The sequence below is a fragment of the Collimonas sp. OK307 genome, from assembly GCF_900113705.1.
In the GTDB taxonomy this organism is placed as follows: domain Bacteria; phylum Pseudomonadota; class Gammaproteobacteria; order Burkholderiales; family Burkholderiaceae_D; genus Collimonas.
Window position 1 is genome coordinate 14,783 of the sequence record NZ_FOQI01000004.1, and the last position, 15,698, is coordinate 30,480.

A 15,698-nucleotide genomic window follows, 5' to 3' on the forward strand; every position below is an offset into this window, starting at 1 on the left:
GTGCCAAAAATTATGTTTTTGCTTGCACTGCGTGGAGGTTATCCAACGCGGTAAAACGTCTTTGCCTTGTGGGCAAATCGTCCTGTTTTTTTTTACTACTATTCGTCACAACGATAGCAGCGCCACATTATCACATGCGGGTAGCTGACTCAATGCACGCCGCAGCAATTGGCCGCGGCGTAGCGGACGTAACAACTGTAACAACTGGTAAATCGAATAGGAATGGAAATCAACTAGGGGTGTAATGGCAACTTGTCTGATGTGACTGAATACCTCCCCTGGACCAGCCATGTCGGGCATTCCTCCCTCTAGTGTTCCCATTATCACTAGTTTGCGGATTCTGCTCTCCCCGGCAGAATCCGCTTTTTTATTGCGTTTTACCGCCTTTTACCGGCTTTTACTTCAACGACAAGTTTGTTTCGCCAGGCAACAGGGTATTTGCCGGCAACGGATCAAGTGCTTTCAGGCGTTCGTATATCGGCGTGAAGTCCGGCGCGGTATCGTCGAACAACTGCTGGAAATCATTAATCACGAAGTAAGTTTCCTGGTAAGAATCGATCTTGTACAAGGTGCGCATCACGCGCTCGACATCGAACGGCAGCCGTAGCGACGCCGGACTGGTCAGGCAATGTTCGATTTCACCACCTGAAGACAAGATCCCGGCGCCGTATACACGCAAGCCTTCCGGGCTCTGGATCAGGCCGAATTCAACGGTGTACCAATACAGGCGAGCCAACATACCCAGGCCGCCCAGTTTCATCGCCTTCAAGGCGCCCTTGCCGTAGTCCTGTAAATGGTCGGCAAAAATCGGGTTGAACAACAACGGAACATGGCCGAAAAAATCATGGAACACATCTGGTTCGACGATGTAGTCGAATTCTTCCGGATCGCGCAGCCAGACTGTGACCGGGAAGCGGCGGTTTACCAGATGTCCGAAGAAAATGTGATCCGGCACCAGGCCAGGCACTGCCACCAGCGTCCAGCCGGTCGCCTTGAACAGCAAGGCTGAGCTTTCCTCGAAGCGAGGAATACCGTCGCCGATATTCAACGCTTCCAGGCTTTCGATGAACACATCGCAAGCGCGCCCCGGGATCAGCTTGGCTTGCCGTTGATACAAGCGGCGCCACAAGGCGTGCTGCTCCGGCGTATAAGCATCCCAGTCCTGCTTGACCACGTATTGATCGTCGATCTTGCTGTAGTCGCCACGCAATACGGTACCGTCCGATTTCTCGGCGACGGCGGCAAAAAAATCGTCGGTGTTTGAATCGGCGGCGCTCAAGCCGGATTCCAAGTTTGCTTCCATTACTTTTGCATTCATTTTCTCTGTCCTGGACTAAACGCGTTTGCTTCTCTGGTAGCTACAGTATAGGGCCGAGTTAGCGGCAGTTAATTGCAAAATTCGCCCCATAAATAAAATTTTGCGCAATAATATAACAAAAACTATTATCTTCAAGGTGACTTATGCCAACGATTGCAATGGATGCAACGGATCGAAAAATTCTGGCGATCTTGCAGGAGGATGGGCGCCTCAGCAATCAGGAAGTGGCGGAACGAGTCAACCTGTCGCCGTCGCCGTGCCTGCGCCGCATCAAACACCTGGAACAGGCTGGCGTGATCCGGCAATATGTGGCGCTGCTGGAGCCGGACAAAATCGGTCTGGGCCTGCTGGCCTACATCAATGTGCGCCTGGAAAAACATAGCGATCCACAGTACCTGAGCGGCACCAAGGCGGCCGCTCAGCATCAGGCCATGTCGCCGCGTGCTTCATTTTCGGCGGCGGTCGAACAATGGCAAGAGGTCGTCGCCTGCTATGCGATGACGGGTGAGATGGATTTTCTGCTGCGGGTGCATGTGGAAGACATGGCGCATTTTTCGCGCTTCATGATGGAGACCTTGCTACGCCATCCGGCGGTACTGGACGTCAAATCAAGTTTTGCCTTGCAGCGGGTTAAAGATACGACGGCGCTGCCTTTGCTTTAGTGGCACTTCATTAATCACGCTTAGTTAATCACGCTTAATGCCAGGCAAATTGCCCAGCCATTTCAGCGCTGCCCGCAGATTCGCCTTGATGGTGTAATCCAGCGTCGCCACCTGCTCCTGGACAGCTTCTTGCAAGACGCTGGCCGGATTAGCCGGCGGTAATTTCAGATAAGCATCCGCTTCACCGTAATCGCGATGAATCGCCATGCCGGCTTTCTTGGCGATGTGCATCATCACCTTGTTTGAGGACAGGCAATGCATGTACAAGGTGTCGATATCGACGTTTCGGCAGCGTATCGCGGCGCGTTCAAACAAATGTGTGCCGACTCCCAGGCCACGCGCCGAAGCAGCGACGGAGACGCCGAATTCAGCCACCCGCTCCTTGGTGGTGGAAGCACTCACCGATGGCAGCGCCTCGCGTGGCGCAAATGCCAGATGACCAACACCGAGCAAGCGCAATTTGCGGTCGTAGACACCGAATACCGTATCACGGGAGAAATCGATATTTTCAACATAGCGGCTGACCAGATCATCCGACAACACCGAGCCGAAGCGCAGCAGGCGATCGCCGCTGCTTAGCGCCAGGAAGTGCCGCAGCAAGCGTTTGCGGGCACGGCGAGACAATTCCTTGACGAAAATCGTGGGCCGCGATGCTTTGGCTTTGTCCACACCGGTACCGCCGATTTTTCCCGGCACCTTACTTGCGGAAGCAACTTTGGCATCTGTAGCGGTCATCTTGCTAGCTCTCCTGTCGGATAAGCTTACCTCGGATCATGGTCGTTGCGCTTGCATCATCTGCTCAACCATTTCGACACGCGCTGCATGGATGGCTTCGGGTATCCGTTCCGGCTGCTGCTGGAACATGCCGGCGATCACGCCGGCGTTGACCGATTGTGCTGCCTGCAACGCCGCCTGCAGATAAGCGAATTGCGGAAAGGGACGCCCCGCGTATCCGGTCCTGCCACGATAATCACACTCGGTGGCGCGTAGCATATCGATAAATCGCTGCGGCTTGCGAAAGGCATCGCAGCGTCCCAGCAAATTCACTATCGTATTCGCGCGCAGCTCGAATGCGCGGCCGACATTGCCGTGTTCACGCGCGGTCATGAGTGCCAGGTCGCGCGCCTCGCCCGGCACTTTAAGGCGCTGGCAAACCCGCTCCACCAGTTCCACGCCATACCCCTCGTGACCGTGATGGCTAGGCCAGTCGGCGGCCGGCGTCACGCCCTTGCCCAAATCGTGCATCAGCGCCGCGAAACGCACAGGCAAAGCATAATTTTCACGTGCGGCGGTATCCACCACCATCATCACGTGCACGCCGGTATCGATTTCCGGATGATATTTTTCCGGTTGCGGTATGCCCCACAAGACATCCAGCTCAGGCAGGATGCGCGCCAGCGCTCCGCACGCGCGCAAGACGTCGAACATGCGCGACGGCTGCGCTTCCATCAGGCCGCGCGCCAATTCCTGCCATACCCGCTCCGGCACCAGCGCATCGACTTCACCGGCGGCGACCATGCGCCGCATCAGGGCATTGGTCTGCGGCGCTACCGTGAAGTCGGTAAAGCGCGCGGCAAACCGGGCGACGCGCAAGATACGTACGGGGTCTTCGGCGAAAGCGTCGGAGACATGGCGAAATATGCGGTCCTGCAGATCCTGCCGGCCGTTAAACGGATCCGCCACAGTGCCGTCGTCAGCACGCGCGATAGCATTGATGGTCAAATCGCGGCGTACCAGATCTTGCTCCAGCGTGACATCTGGATCGGTATGAAATACAAAACCTTTGTAGCCCGGCGCAGTTTTACGTTCGGTGCGCGCCAGCGCATATTCTTCGTGCGTGTCAGGATGCAGGAATACCGGGAAGTCCTTGCCGACCGGCCGGAAACCCTTGGCCACCATGTCTTCCGGCGTAGCGCCGACCACCACGTAATCGCGGTCTTTTACGGGTAGCCCAAGCAACTCGTCGCGTACGGCGCCGCCGACTTCAAAAACTTTCATGGCTTTGATTGAACCTGGTTAGTCTGGCAATACTTCAGTTTCCGCTAGCGCCTCGCGTATCCAGCGTGCCACGGCGGGATGCGCCTGGACCCGCTCGGCATAGGCTTGCAAGGCGGGCGCCAGCGATACGCCGTAACTGTGGAAACGCATCACCACCGGTGCAAAATAAGCATCGGCAATCGAAAAGGCGCCAAACAAGAATTGATGATGGCCGAATTCGGATAAGCAGCTTTCCCAGATTTCGATGACCCTGGCAATGTCGGCCTGGGCGCCGGCAGTACGGCCCTGGCCAGGCTTGTGCGCGCGGATATCCATCGGCATCGCCGAACGCAAGGAGGCGAAGCCGGAGTGCATTTCTGCGCATATCGAACGGGCAGTGGCACGCGCCATGGAGTCTTGCGGCCACATGCCAAAATCAGGGAACTGCTCTGCCAGATATTCGCAAATGGCCAACGAATCCCAGATCGGCTTGTCGCCTACCAACAGAATCGGTACCCGGCCGCTGGCGGAGTAACGTCCGATCTGGTTCGCGGTATCCGCTTGCCGCAGCAGGATCTTGTGCTCCTTGAAGGGAATCCCGAATGCCGTCATCGCTACCCACGGCCGCATCGACCAGGAAGAATAATTCTTGTTGGCGATCACCAGTACCAAGCCATCTGCCCCGGCTTTTTGCAAAGCGGCGGACAAGCTGGGATCAAGTTCTGTAGTTTGCATGGGTGCGCCTAGCATGTGTTTGCCTATTCGGCTCCGGATGACGACATTCTATGCAATATCACGGCAACGCCGATTCGACGAAACCCTTGGGAGCGACTATGCCCAACCGTGCTTTCAAGGACTGCGGCTTGCCTTCGAACAGGGCTGCGTAATAAGTGGCGTTGGAGAGTACATTTTTTACATAGCCACGGGTTTCGCTAAACGGAATCGACTCAGCAAAAACCGCACCTTCAACCGTACCCGGCAAAGTTGAACGCCAGGCGCGCGGCCGGCCAGGGCCAGCGTTGTAGGCAGCCGAGGCCAGCGCTTGCGAGCCATCCAGATCGGATAACACCATGCTCAGATAATTGGTGCCGAGCAGGATATTGGTATTCACATCGGATATCTGATCGTTGGTAAAACCGTTCAGGCCGATTTTTTTTGCGACCCAGCGCGCGGTCGTCGGCATCACCTGCATCAAACCGCTGGCGCCAACATTCGAGCGCGCACTTCTGACGAAACGCGACTCTTGCCGGATCACGCCGTAGACCCAAGCCATGTCGAGCCCCAGGCTTTGCGTGTTGGTGGTCATGACGTCGCGGTGGGGCGACGGAAAGCGCTGGCTGAAATCGACTTCGACCTTGGTACGGTCCGAAGTATTCACCATGCGATCCAGGACGTTGTTTTGGCGGGCGAATTCGGCCGCCGTCAGCAATTGGCGGTCAGTCATCGTGCGCAATTCCCAATTCCATTCGCGCACGCCTTCAAAGCGCAAATTCATGTCAAAAAACCGCAACGCGCGACGGAAGCCCTGGTTATTTGCCATCGGCGCCATTTCAGCCGGGCTGAATGCTTGCGTGGAAGAAACTGCAATAATCTTCTGCCCCAATTCTTCCAGCGCCAGTTGGCCGTAGAAATTAGTCTGGTCGGCGATCGACTGGAATTGCTGCTGCGCCTGCTCGGATTTTCCTTCCAACTGATCGGCCCGGCCCATCCAGTAAATCCAGGTCGGATCACTGCGTAACGCCGCCGGCATTGCCGCGATACCGCTACGCACCAGCTTCCAGTCGCCGGCGCGCAAGGCAGAACGGACTCGCCACTGATAAGCATCCATCGACAATACCGCGTTTCCTTTTACCTGCCGCCAATAATCGATGGCCTGCGGCTCCAACTTGAGCGCGGATTGCAGCGCTATCTGCGCCCATGCCATGGACCGTTCGGAAGATGTCAACTGATCCGAGGATGCGCTCAACGCCGCCGCCCTGACGGTATCGTTTTTGGCTACCCGCCCCAAGGCGATAATGAATAACTCATGGTTTTCCCGGCTGGTTCCCGGGCCGCGTGCAACCATCAGGGCGTATTTTTCGATGGCCTGTCCCACCTGGGAGTCGTCAGCATCGATATACGGTGTCATGCGGCGCGCGACGCCGCCAAACCCTGCCTCTACTGCTTGCCGGATCTGGAACCAGACGTCATCTGCGGTGAACTGGCCATTTTGCGCCAGCGTACCGATCAAATCGGTGCAACCCGGGCCGAAATCCTTCGGCGTGGTCAGCAAGGCGCGCGCCTCTGCGGCGACATTCGTGCCTTTCAACGCCGCCGAGGTCAGCGCGTAGCATTTCAATTGCGTATCGTCGTCGAGTACGAATTTCGGATATTGTTCATCGAAAGTGGCCCAGTCGCCAGCCTTACCCAGCTCCAGCAGCCAGTCATTGCGCAAGCGGTCGGCGATGGCGCTGCCATCGTAACGCGCCAGATATTCGCGAATTTGAGATTGCGGGGCAACCAGGTCTTTAATCAACGGCTTCAGGCGGTAATAATCGACATAGGAAGGAATGTCATAATCGCTTAAAGTAGAAGCCAGCAACTCTGTCCTGTCTGCATTGTTCGCGCGTGAGGCATCGCGCAAGGCCAGGAAAGCATCGTCCGGACTTGCATAACTGGCAGGAGCGGCCCCGGTTGCGGCACTATTGGAGCGTTTTTGCGCATAAGCTGCGCCTGTCATCACAGCGGAAGAAGCCACGGCGACGGCGATCACTGCGAGCCATTTCTTTTTAAACATATAACTGCCAACCTTAATTTTACGAATGCGGATGATGATGTCTAGCATAGCATGTGATGCCAGTGATGCAACGCCGGGCGCGGACAAAACGCTGCTGCGGCGTACCTTGCTGGCGACACGCAAGTCGATCAGCGCGGCTTGCCGCCAGGAGTGGGACGCGGAACTTGGACGGCGGGTAATTACCTGGGCCACACTTTGGATGGATACGCATCCGGACGGCACGCTCGGCGTCTATTGGCCGATTCGCGGCGAACCGGATTTGCGCCCGGCTTATGCCGAACTGGCGGCGCGCGGAATGCGGCTGGCATTGCCGGTGGTGGTCGGCAGCGATAGTCCGTTGCGCTTTGCCAGCTGGATTCCGGGTGAAGCCATGGTCAAAGACGGGTTCGGCGTTGCCATCCCGGCCAGCGACGTAGCGGCCATACCGCTGGCCCTGCTAATTCCCTGCGTCGGCTTCAACCAGCATCGGATACGCCTGGGCTACGGCGGTGGATTTTATGATCGGACGCTGGCGCCGTCGGCATTGCTGCGCCCGCAGGCAATTGGCATTGCCTATGCCTGCGGACTGGCCGAATTTGACGGCGCAGCGCATGATGTTGCGCTGGATGCGATCATCACCGAAGCAATTGTTATAAATGCGTGAATTTACAACTTAAGACGCTGCCAGATCGCGATAGTCGCGGCCGATTGATTCAGCGTGTAGAAATGCAAGCCGGGTGCACCGCCTGCCAGCAGACGTTCGCAAAGCTGGGTCACCACATCCAGGCCGAAGGCGCGGATCGAGTCCGTGTCGTCGCCGTAGCTGGCGAGCTTGAGACGAATCCAGCGCGGAATCTCGGTGCCGCACATATCTGAAAAACGCATCAACTGCGAATAATTAGTGATCGGCATGATGCCGGCGATCACCGGTATCGTCGCGCCCAGTTTTTGCGCTTCTTCGACAAAGCGGAAATAAGCATCCGCATTGTAGAAATATTGCGTAATGGCGCCGTTGGCGCCGGCTTTCACCTTGCTGACATAACGCTGCACGTCGTCTTGCGGCGACTTGGCTTGCGGATGCATTTCAGGATAGGCCGCGACTTCGATATGAAACCAGTCTCCGGTTTCAGCGCGAATGAATTCCACCAGCTCGTTGGCATAGCGGAATTCGCCGGAAGAAATATCCATCGCTCCGTAACCGCTAGGCAGGTCACCCCGCAACGCAACCAGGCGCTTGATGCCGTTATCCTTGTATTGCGCCAGAATCGAACGCAGCGATTCGCGCGAGCTACCCAGGCACGACAGATGCGGCGCCGCCTCATGACCTTCGCTGCGGATGTCGAGCACGGTATCCAGCGTCCCCTTCTGCGTCGAACCGCCGGCGCCGAAGGTGACCGAAAAATACCTGGGATGCAACTCGGCCAGCTTGGCACGCGTCACCCGCAATTTTTCCGCGCCCTCAGGGGTCTTGGGCGGGAAAAACTCAATGCTGAAATTCTTTTTTGCCATTTTCCGTATCACTCAATCATTCAATTTTTCTTCAACAGCAAAGTGGAGAGTGCCCACGAAACAATGCTGTACAAGATAGCACCGCCAACCGCCGACCAGAAACTGGCCACGTAGAATCCGCTCACCAGATGCGACACCAGCCAGAACATCAGGCCATTGATGATGAAGATGAACAAGCCCAGCGTCAGCAAAGTCGCCGGTAAAGTCAGCAGTAACAGGATCGGACGAATCAGGGTATTGACGAAACCCAGCACCAGCGCCGCGATCAGCGCCGCGCCGAAACTGGCAAACTGCACCGAGTGCATCAAATATGGCACCGCCAGCAAGGCCAAAGTGTTGATCAGCCAGGTAATCAGTAAACGCATCGTGTGTTCCTCTTGGTGATGAAAGAACGGCGATCGGCACAATATGTGCGCCGATCGCCGCCTCGCGATTAGTAGCGGTAGTGTTCCGGCTTGTACGGACCGGTTTGCTTGACGCCGATATAAGCGGCTTGCTCTTCGGTCAATACCGACAGCTGCGCATTCAGTTTTTTCAACTGCAGGCGCGCGACTTTTTCATCCAGGTGTTTTGGCAAGGTGTACACGCCGACCGGGTAGGCTTTGGTGTTCACGAACAATTCGATCTGGGCGATGGTCTGGTTGGCGAACGAAGAACTCATCACGTACGACGGATGGCCGGTACCGCAACCCAGGTTAACCAGGCGGCCTTCTGCTAGCAAGATGATGCGTTTGCCGTCCGGGAAAATGATGTGGTCGACTTGCGGCTTGATGTTTTCCCAAGTGTATTGCTTCAGCGCGGCGACTTCGATTTCATTGTCGAAGTGACCGATGTTGCAGACGATTGCCTGGTCCTTCATCTTTTGCATGTGAGCGTGGGTGATCACATGGTAGTTGCCGGTGCAGGTGACGAAGATGTCGCCATGTTCGGCGGCGTATTCCATGGTCACGACCCGATAACCTTCCATCGCCGCCTGCAAGGCGCAGATCGGATCGACTTCGGTTACCCAGACTTGCGCAGACAATGCGCGCATGGCTTGTGCCGAGCCCTTGCCGACGTCACCATAACCCGCGATCACGGCAACTTTGCCGGCGATCATGACGTCGGTAGCGCGCTTGATGCCATCGACCAGCGATTCGCGGCAACCGTACAGATTGTCGAACTTGGATTTGGTAACGGAATCGTTGACGTTAATTGCCGGGAACGCCAGCTTGCCTTCCTTGTGCATCTGGTACAGGCGATGCACGCCGGTTGTGGTTTCTTCGGTCACGCCCTTGATTTGAGCCAGGCGTGTCGAATACCAGTTTGGCGCCGTCGCCAGCTTTTTCTTGATTGCGTTGAACAGGCAGATCTCTTCTTCGGAGCCTGGATTGTTCAAAACCGAAATGTCTTTTTCTGCACGGGTTCCGAGGTGCAGCAACAGTGTTGCATCGCCGCCGTCGTCCAGGATCATGTTGGCTTGCTGTTCACCCGGCCATTCGAAAATGCGGTGCGTGAAATCCCAGTAGTCGTCCAGCGACTCGCCCTTGAAGGCAAAAACCGGCGTGCCGGCAGCGGCGATCGCGGCGGCGGCGTGGTCCTGGGTCGAATAGATATTGCAAGATGCCCAACGTACCTTGGCGCCCAATGCTTCCAGCGTCTGGATCAGCACTGCGGTCTGGATCGTCATGTGGATCGAACCGGTAATGCGTGCGCCTTTGAGCGGTTGTGCAGCGGCGAATTCTTCGCGGATCGCCATCAGGCCCGGCATTTCGGTTTCGGCGATCTTGATTTCCTTGTCGCCCCAGCCGGACAAGCTGATATCGGCAACCACGTAATCGCGGGTTGAAGAGGAAGTTGTCGTTGAGTTCATAACTGCGGCGTTCATCACGCCCTCCTTTCGTTAGAAAAAAAGTAACGTGAGCGCAGTTGCAAAATGACTGTACCAAGCCTGGCAGACCATGTCTGTCGCAACGCTCCTTGGATACGAGCCGCTATTTTAAAGCAAAACAGCAGGGTTTCGGCTAGCTGAGGCACATATTCCGGCTATCCGGCTTAGCAAATAACCAGCTTGCCCTCAGACCCAGCCCATCTCATGCAACTCGCTCTTGATATAAGCATAATAAATCGGCGCGGCCACCAACCCGGGCAAGCCGAATGCCGCCTCGGCCAGGATCATCATCAGCAGCAACTCCCAGCTGCGGGCGTTGATTTGCGAGCCGACAATCCGCGCATTGAGAAAATATTCCAGCTTGTGGATCAGCACCAGGAACACCAGCGCCGCCAATGCCACATAGACCGATACCGAAAGGGCCACCATGACGATCAGCGTGTTGGAAATCAGGTTGCCTATCACCGGCAGCAAACCCGCCAGGAAGGTGACGATGATCATGGTCTTGGTCAATGGCAGATGAACGCCGCCGAGCCGCAGCACCACCAACAGGAAGATCGCCGTCAATATCGTATTCAGCAGGGAAATCTTGATCTGGGCAAACACCACGCGATGAAAAGCATCTGCCAGCAAATGCGCCCGCCCCAGCAATTCGCTGGCCAGCGGTTGCAGCAGCGGCATCGGGTGGGCCGCGTTCAGGGCCACCATGGCGCCCAGCACCATGCCTACCAGCACATGTACGAATACCTGCACCGCTTCCTTGCCAGCCAGTTGCACTTCGCCGCTATGCGATTGCAGCCAGTCGCTCATGATTTGACGGATATCGTCAATGTCATCCGGCAGGTATTGCTGCAGCCACGTCGGCAGTTGGGTGCGCGCCTGGTCCACCACCACCAATAATTTGGATTGCAGCACTTGCAGGCGATCGGGACCGCCGTGGAAGAATGCAATCAATCCGAAAATGACGAGCGTCAGCAGTCCGATAATAATCGCCGACAGAAATACCACGGAAATCAAATGGGCCCGTTGGCTGGTGAGACGACGCTGAACGAATGGCGTCAAGGTGCGAACCAGTTCATACACCAGCAAACCGGCCAGCAGCGCCGTCAGCATGTGCAGGCTCATCACCAGGAACAGTGCGACTAACGCCACCAGCCAGGCCGCCAGGCGAAAGCGCGGCAAAGTAGTGATCACCGGCCGCAACTGACCAGGATCGGATGGCGCTTCGGTAGCGGACTCAACAGCGAATTCAGGAGCAGGTTTGGGGGCGGAGGCCATGTGGGGACTTGGTTGAATCAAGCGCAATACGCGCAATACATCACGTGCTGCTGCCGGATCATTCTTTTAGGGAGTCACTGAAGTGGTCAGTGTAGCAAGTCGTTACCCTCGTGCAAAGCACGATTCTGGCATCGCCGAAAATTTGACTTGGTTTGGCGTGATTACAGCCCGGCAGGGAAGCATATCCCCGCCAGGCCTGTGCAGCAATTACTGCAATTACAGCGCAGCAGCTTTCAACGCCGCAGCCTTGTCGGTGCGCTCCCACGTGAACTCGGGCTCTTCGCGGCCAAAATGGCCATAGGCTGCAGTCTTTTGGTAAATCGGACGCAGCAAGTCGAGCATTTGCACGATCCCCTTCGGACGCAGGTCGAAATGTTCAAGCACCAGTTGCGCCAGCTTTTCGTCGCTGATCTTGCCGGTGCCGAAAGTGGTCACCATCACCGAAGTCGGCTTGGCGATGCCGATTGCATAGGATATCTGGATCTGGCAGCGTGAAGCCAGGCCGGCGGCAACGATATTTTTTGCCACATAACGGCCGGCATAGGCAGCCGAACGGTCGACCTTGGATGGATCCTTGCCGGAGAATGCGCCACCGCCGTGCGGTGCAGCACCGCCGTAGGTATCGACAATGATCTTGCGCCCGGTCAGGCCGCAATCGCCTTGCGGACCGCCGATAACGAAACGGCCGGTCGGATTGACCAGGTAACGGGTATTTTGCAGCCATTCCTTCGGCACTACCGGTTTGATGATTTCTTCGATCGCAGCTTCTTCGATTGCCTTGTGCTGCATTTCCGGCGCATGCTGGGTCGACAACACCACGGTGTCTATCGCGACCGGTATGCCATCGACGTATTTCAGCGTGACTTGCGATTTGGCGTCCGGACGCAACCATGGCAGGCGGCCGTCTTTCCGCAATTGCGACTGGCGCTCGACGATTCTGTGGGCGTAATAAATTGCAGCCGGCATCAGTTCCGGCGTTTCGTCGCAGGCGTAACCGAACATCAATCCCTGGTCGCCCGCGCCTTGATCGAGATCGAGGCCCTTGCCTTCATCCACGCCTTGGGCGATATCCGGCGATTGCTTGTCGTAACCGACCAGCACCGAGCAACTCTTGTAATCGATGCCATAGTCGGCGTTGTCGTAGCCGATGCGCTTGATGGTTTCGCGCGCAACGGCGATGTAATCGACGTTGGCAAAGGTGGTAACTTCACCTGCCAGCACGACCAGGCCGGTATTGCACAGGGTTTCGGCAGCGACCCGGGCTTGCGGGTCCTGGGTGAAAATTGCGTCGAGAATCGCGTCGGAAATTTGATCCGCGACTTTATCAGGGTGACCTTCGGAAACGGATTCCGAAGTAAAGAGGTATTCATGTGCCATTGCAAGCTCCAACAAAAAACAAGTGGTGACCATGTCGCAGTCAAACCTGTTGAGCCTGCGACGCTTTAGCGAAATTTGTATTCCGCCTCGCAAGTTGTCTATTAACTCGGCGGATGATGCTAATTGCTACAATTACTATATATTATGATGATTCCGATGAATTCAATGATTCCGACCGGCAATCTATCTGCGTTCCAAAAGCGCTTTTCAACGCCGTCCGGTTTTCAGACTATTGTGCTATTTTACGCCTCTTGAAAAAATTCGGCAAAATCCAACCACTTTTGGCTCTTTTTGAGCTCTGCTAATGCTTGTAACGCTATTTCGCCTGCTCTCGACCCTACCTTTATTTTTCCTACACGCAATAGGGACGCTGGGCGGCTGGCTGGTGTACCTGGCCTCCGGCGCCTATCGCAACAAATTAAAAGACAACCTGTTCCGGGCCGGTTACCAAACGGCTTTGCCGCAAGCCATCAGTGAATCCGGCAAGAGCATGTTCGAGCTGCCGTTTATCTGGTGCGCCGAGCCGCAGCGTGTGCTGCGTACCGCCACCATCGAAAACTGGGAACTGGCGCAGACAGCGCTGGACGCCAAAACCGGTGTGATTTTCCTGACTCCGCACCTCGGCTGCTTTGAAATCATAGCCCAGGCTATCGCCACCAAGACTCCTCTTACCGCACTCTATCGGCCGCCCCGCAAGGCCGCCCTCAAACCATTGATCGAGGGTGCGCGCAGCCGCCATAACCTGCTGTTGGCGCCCGCTAACCTGGCAGGTGTCCGCACCCTGTTCAAGGCACTCAAGAAGGGCCAGGCAATCGGCTTGCTCCCGGATCAGGTGCCACAGAACGGCGAAGGCATATGGGTCGATTTTTTCGGGCGTCCGGCCTACACCATGACCTTGCCGGCCAAACTGCAACAAATGAGCGGCGCGCCGATTATCCTGTCGTACGCCGAACGCTTGCCGTACGGCCGCGGTTATGTGATCCGCTTCGTGCCATTCGATGAAACCCCTGGTCACACCACGGAACAACGCACGCTGGCCATCAACCTGGCCATGGAAAAGCTGATCGCTCGCTGCCCGGCGCAATATATCTGGAGCTACAACCGGTACAAGACACCGCCCGGAGTCGCTGCACCATCGGCGTCTGCAGCCCGGGAGTCGCAGGCATGAGGGCCTTGCTCGGTTTGTTGTGGCTGGCGCATTTTTTACCGCTGTGGATCCTGGGCCCGGTAGGCGAAGCCTTGGGCTCATTGCTGTTTATCATCATGAAACCACGGCGGCATATCACGCTGACCAATCTGCGGCTTTGCTTTCCTGACATGCCGGAAGCTGAACGCGTGGTGTTGGCGCGTCGCCACTTCCAGGCTTACTCGCGCAGCGTGCTGGAGCGCAGTGTGTTGTGGTGGGCGTCGGAAAACCGTTTGCGGCGCCTGATCAAGATTGAATCGGATCTGCCGCTCGACACCTTGCAGGCCGGCCCGACCATTCTGTTGTGCCCGCATTTCGTTTGCCTGGAAATTCCCGGTATTGCCTTGGTGCTGAATTCTTCGACATCGATTTGCACTATCTATACACGCCAGCAAGATGGCGTGATCGATGCTGCGCTGTTGAAGGGGCGTTCGCGTTTTCGCCCGGTCAAACTGTTTACCCGCGAGCAGGGCGTCAAACCCATCATCCGGGCAATGCGCGAAGGGTTTCCCTTTATCATGTTGCCGGATATGGACTTCGGCATGAAGGACGCCGAATTCGTACCGTTTTTTGGCGTCCAGGCGGCGACTCTCACCGCCACCGCGCGGATTGCGGCTGCTACCAAAGCCAGGGTGGTGCCGATGATCGCGACCTTTTTGCCCGGTTACAAAGGCTGGAAGGTCACCTTTTATCCGGCCTGGGAAAATTATCCGGGCGACGATATCACAGAGGCAACCCGCCGCATGAACGCCTTTATCGAAGACCGCATCCTGGAAGCGCCTGCCGAATATTTTTGGGCGCACAAGCGCTTCAAGACGCGGCCGCCCGGGCAAGCCGATGTTTATTCACCACCCGCGCCAGATCATGCCGACAGCGCTGCGCAGTAGCACCATTTCCAGCATAATGTTCTTATGAAACTCAAATTTACAAAAATGCACGGCGCTGGTAATGATTTCGTCGTGATTGACGCGATTCACCAGCATGTCGATTTCACTGCGGCGCAATGGCAGCAACTGGGCGACCGCCGCTTTGGCGTGGGCGCAGATCAAATGCTTGTGGTTGAAAAATCGCAGGCGGACGGCGTCGATTTTCGCTATCGGATTTACAACGCCGACGGCGGCGAAGTCGAACAATGCGGCAACGGCGCCCGCGCCTTCGTCAAATTCGTAACCGACAAGGGCCTGACCGGCAAGCGCACGATCAGGGTGGAAACCATGTCCGGCATCATTGAACCGACACTGGAAAACGACGGCCGCATTACTGTCGATATGGGCGCACCGATCCTGGCGCCCGTCGCGGTGCCGTTTGATGCCAGTAATCTGAGCAGCCAGGCGATGGGCGAGGATGTGCTCTGGCCGCTGGACATCCAGGGCAAACAAATCTGGATATCAGTGGTTTCGATGGGCAATCCGCACGCGGTGCAGGTGGTTGAAGACAGCGAAGCAGCACCGGTGTTGATCGACGGTCCGTTGATAGAACATCATCCCCGGTTTCCAAGACGGGTGAATGCCGGCTTCATGCAAGTAATTGATCGCCACCATATCAAGTTGCGTGTATTCGAGCGTGGCGCGGGCGAAACGCTGGCTTGCGGCACCGGTGCTTGTGCCGCAGTGGTGGCAGGTATTCGTCGCGGCTTGCTGGACACCCCGGTGAAGGTGCAAACCCACGGCGGTGAACTGTCGATTGCCTGGGCCGGGAGCGACCAGCCGGTATTGATGACTGGTCCGGCAGTGTCGGTATTCGAGGGCGAAATAGAAATTAGCTGA

General features: G+C 56.6%; 15 protein-coding genes and 1 riboswitch. Of the genes, 5 read left to right on the top strand and 10 right to left on the bottom strand.

Features of this window, described 5'->3' with window-relative positions; all coding sequences use genetic code 11:
* Window positions 1-397 precede the first annotated feature (397 nt).
* On the bottom strand, window positions 398-1,318 hold the full coding sequence (gene phhA, locus BM205_RS07080; RefSeq protein ID WP_254783783.1) for a phenylalanine 4-monooxygenase: 921 nt from the start codon (window positions 1,316-1,318) through the stop codon (window positions 398-400).
* Between the two features lie 143 nt (window positions 1,319-1,461).
* Between phhA and BM205_RS07085 the strand changes: the two genes are divergently transcribed.
* A complete protein-coding gene (locus BM205_RS07085) occupies window positions 1,462-1,980 on the top strand; it encodes an Lrp/AsnC family transcriptional regulator (RefSeq protein ID WP_092413827.1) in 519 nt (172 codons plus the stop codon).
* Between the two features lie 24 nt (window positions 1,981-2,004).
* On the opposite strand, the gene BM205_RS07090 is transcribed toward BM205_RS07085, so the two are convergent.
* From BM205_RS07090 to BM205_RS07105, 4 genes are read right to left on the bottom strand one after another with little or no spacing between them, the layout of a single operon-like run.
* On the bottom strand, window positions 2,005-2,715 hold the full coding sequence (locus BM205_RS07090; RefSeq protein WP_092413828.1) for a GNAT family N-acetyltransferase: 711 nt from the start codon (window positions 2,713-2,715) through the stop codon (window positions 2,005-2,007).
* A 36-nt stretch (window positions 2,716-2,751) separates the two neighbouring features.
* On the bottom strand, window positions 2,752-3,978 hold the full coding sequence (locus tag BM205_RS07095; protein ID WP_092413829.1) for a multifunctional CCA addition/repair protein: 1,227 nt from the start codon (window positions 3,976-3,978) through the stop codon (window positions 2,752-2,754).
* 18 nt (window positions 3,979-3,996) lie between these two features.
* Complete coding sequence (locus BM205_RS07100; protein WP_092414046.1) at window positions 3,997-4,692, bottom strand: glutathione S-transferase family protein; 696 nt, start codon at window positions 4,690-4,692, stop codon at window positions 3,997-3,999.
* A 58-nt stretch (window positions 4,693-4,750) separates the two neighbouring features.
* The gene (locus BM205_RS07105; protein ID WP_092413830.1) at window positions 4,751-6,733 is read right to left on the bottom strand and encodes a lytic transglycosylase domain-containing protein; all 1,983 of its coding nucleotides are present in this window, start codon (window positions 6,731-6,733) and stop codon (window positions 4,751-4,753) included.
* Window positions 6,734-6,764: 31 nt separating this feature from the next.
* On the opposite strand from BM205_RS07105, the gene BM205_RS07110 reads away from it, so the two are divergent.
* Window positions 6,765-7,376, top strand: a complete 612-nt coding sequence (locus tag BM205_RS07110) for a 5-formyltetrahydrofolate cyclo-ligase (RefSeq protein ID WP_371326465.1) — start codon at window positions 6,765-6,767, stop codon at window positions 7,374-7,376.
* A gap of 2 nt (window positions 7,377-7,378) precedes the next feature.
* Here BM205_RS07110 and metF read toward each other — a convergent pair whose 3' ends face one another.
* The 5 genes from metF to metK all read right to left on the bottom strand — a co-directional run bounded on the left by metF (window position 7,379) and on the right by metK (window position 12,746).
* Complete coding sequence (metF, locus tag BM205_RS07115) at window positions 7,379-8,221, bottom strand: methylenetetrahydrofolate reductase [NAD(P)H] (RefSeq protein ID WP_092413831.1); 843 nt, start codon at window positions 8,219-8,221, stop codon at window positions 7,379-7,381.
* 20 nt (window positions 8,222-8,241) lie between these two features.
* Window positions 8,242-8,586, bottom strand: a complete 345-nt coding sequence (locus BM205_RS07120) for a phage holin family protein (RefSeq protein WP_041742591.1) — start codon at window positions 8,584-8,586, stop codon at window positions 8,242-8,244.
* Between the two features lie 68 nt (window positions 8,587-8,654).
* Complete coding sequence (gene ahcY, locus BM205_RS07125; RefSeq protein WP_092413832.1) at window positions 8,655-10,088, bottom strand: adenosylhomocysteinase; 1,434 nt, start codon at window positions 10,086-10,088, stop codon at window positions 8,655-8,657.
* Between the two features lie 26 nt (window positions 10,089-10,114).
* Window positions 10,115-10,189: riboswitch (S-adenosyl-L-homocysteine riboswitch) on the bottom strand.
* Window positions 10,190-10,277: 88 nt separating this feature from the next.
* Window positions 10,278-11,369 carry an AI-2E family transporter gene (locus tag BM205_RS07130; protein WP_254783784.1) on the bottom strand — a complete coding sequence of 364 codons (1,092 nt, stop codon included), beginning with the start codon at window positions 11,367-11,369 and terminating at the stop codon, window positions 10,278-10,280.
* Window positions 11,370-11,585: 216 nt separating this feature from the next.
* On the bottom strand, window positions 11,586-12,746 hold the full coding sequence (metK, locus tag BM205_RS07135; RefSeq protein WP_092413833.1) for a methionine adenosyltransferase: 1,161 nt from the start codon (window positions 12,744-12,746) through the stop codon (window positions 11,586-11,588).
* Between the two features lie 304 nt (window positions 12,747-13,050).
* Here metK and BM205_RS07140 point away from each other — a divergent pair, with 304 nt between their 5' ends.
* The 3 genes from BM205_RS07140 to dapF are packed head-to-tail and all read left to right on the top strand — an operon-like array spanning window position 13,051 to window position 15,698.
* The gene (locus BM205_RS07140; protein WP_092413834.1) at window positions 13,051-13,914 is read left to right on the top strand and encodes a lysophospholipid acyltransferase family protein; all 864 of its coding nucleotides are present in this window, start codon (window positions 13,051-13,053) and stop codon (window positions 13,912-13,914) included.
* Window positions 13,911-14,819, top strand: a complete 909-nt coding sequence (locus BM205_RS07145) for an LpxL/LpxP family acyltransferase (RefSeq protein WP_092413835.1) — start codon at window positions 13,911-13,913, stop codon at window positions 14,817-14,819. Before BM205_RS07140 ends, BM205_RS07145 begins: the two co-directional genes overlap by 4 nt.
* 24 nt (window positions 14,820-14,843) lie before the next feature.
* Window positions 14,844-15,698: a diaminopimelate epimerase gene (gene dapF, locus BM205_RS07150; protein WP_092413836.1), complete on the top strand. Its 855-nt coding sequence runs from the start codon at window positions 14,844-14,846 to the stop codon at window positions 15,696-15,698.

Excerpts from the sequence above, each read along its gene's own strand:
- phhA (WP_254783783.1), bottom strand. The coding sequence starts at position 1,318 with ATGAATGCAAAAGTAATGGAAGCAAACTTGGAATCCGGCTTGAGCGCC.
- BM205_RS07085 (WP_092413827.1), top strand. The coding sequence starts at position 1,462 with ATGCCAACGATTGCAATGGATGCAACGGATCGAAAAATTCTGGCGATC.
- BM205_RS07090 (WP_092413828.1), bottom strand. The coding sequence starts at position 2,715 with ATGACCGCTACAGATGCCAAAGTTGCTTCCGCAAGTAAGGTGCCGGGA.
- BM205_RS07095 (WP_092413829.1), bottom strand. The coding sequence starts at position 3,978 with ATGAAAGTTTTTGAAGTCGGCGGCGCCGTACGCGACGAGTTGCTTGGG.
- BM205_RS07100 (WP_092414046.1), bottom strand. The coding sequence starts at position 4,692 with ATGCAAACTACAGAACTTGATCCCAGCTTGTCCGCCGCTTTGCAAAAA.
- BM205_RS07105 (WP_092413830.1), bottom strand. The coding sequence starts at position 6,733 with ATGTTTAAAAAGAAATGGCTCGCAGTGATCGCCGTCGCCGTGGCTTCT.
- BM205_RS07110 (WP_371326465.1), top strand. The coding sequence starts at position 6,765 with ATGATGATGTCTAGCATAGCATGTGATGCCAGTGATGCAACGCCGGGC.
- metF (WP_092413831.1), bottom strand. The coding sequence starts at position 8,221 with ATGGCAAAAAAGAATTTCAGCATTGAGTTTTTCCCGCCCAAGACCCCT.
- BM205_RS07120 (WP_041742591.1), bottom strand. The coding sequence starts at position 8,586 with ATGCGTTTACTGATTACCTGGCTGATCAACACTTTGGCCTTGCTGGCG.
- ahcY (WP_092413832.1), bottom strand. The coding sequence starts at position 10,088 with ATGAACGCCGCAGTTATGAACTCAACGACAACTTCCTCTTCAACCCGC.
- BM205_RS07130 (WP_254783784.1), bottom strand. The coding sequence starts at position 11,369 with ATGGCCTCCGCCCCCAAACCTGCTCCTGAATTCGCTGTTGAGTCCGCT.
- metK (WP_092413833.1), bottom strand. The coding sequence starts at position 12,746 with ATGGCACATGAATACCTCTTTACTTCGGAATCCGTTTCCGAAGGTCAC.
- BM205_RS07140 (WP_092413834.1), top strand. The coding sequence starts at position 13,051 with ATGCTTGTAACGCTATTTCGCCTGCTCTCGACCCTACCTTTATTTTTC.
- BM205_RS07145 (WP_092413835.1), top strand. The coding sequence starts at position 13,911 with ATGAGGGCCTTGCTCGGTTTGTTGTGGCTGGCGCATTTTTTACCGCTG.
- dapF (WP_092413836.1), top strand. The coding sequence starts at position 14,844 with ATGAAACTCAAATTTACAAAAATGCACGGCGCTGGTAATGATTTCGTC.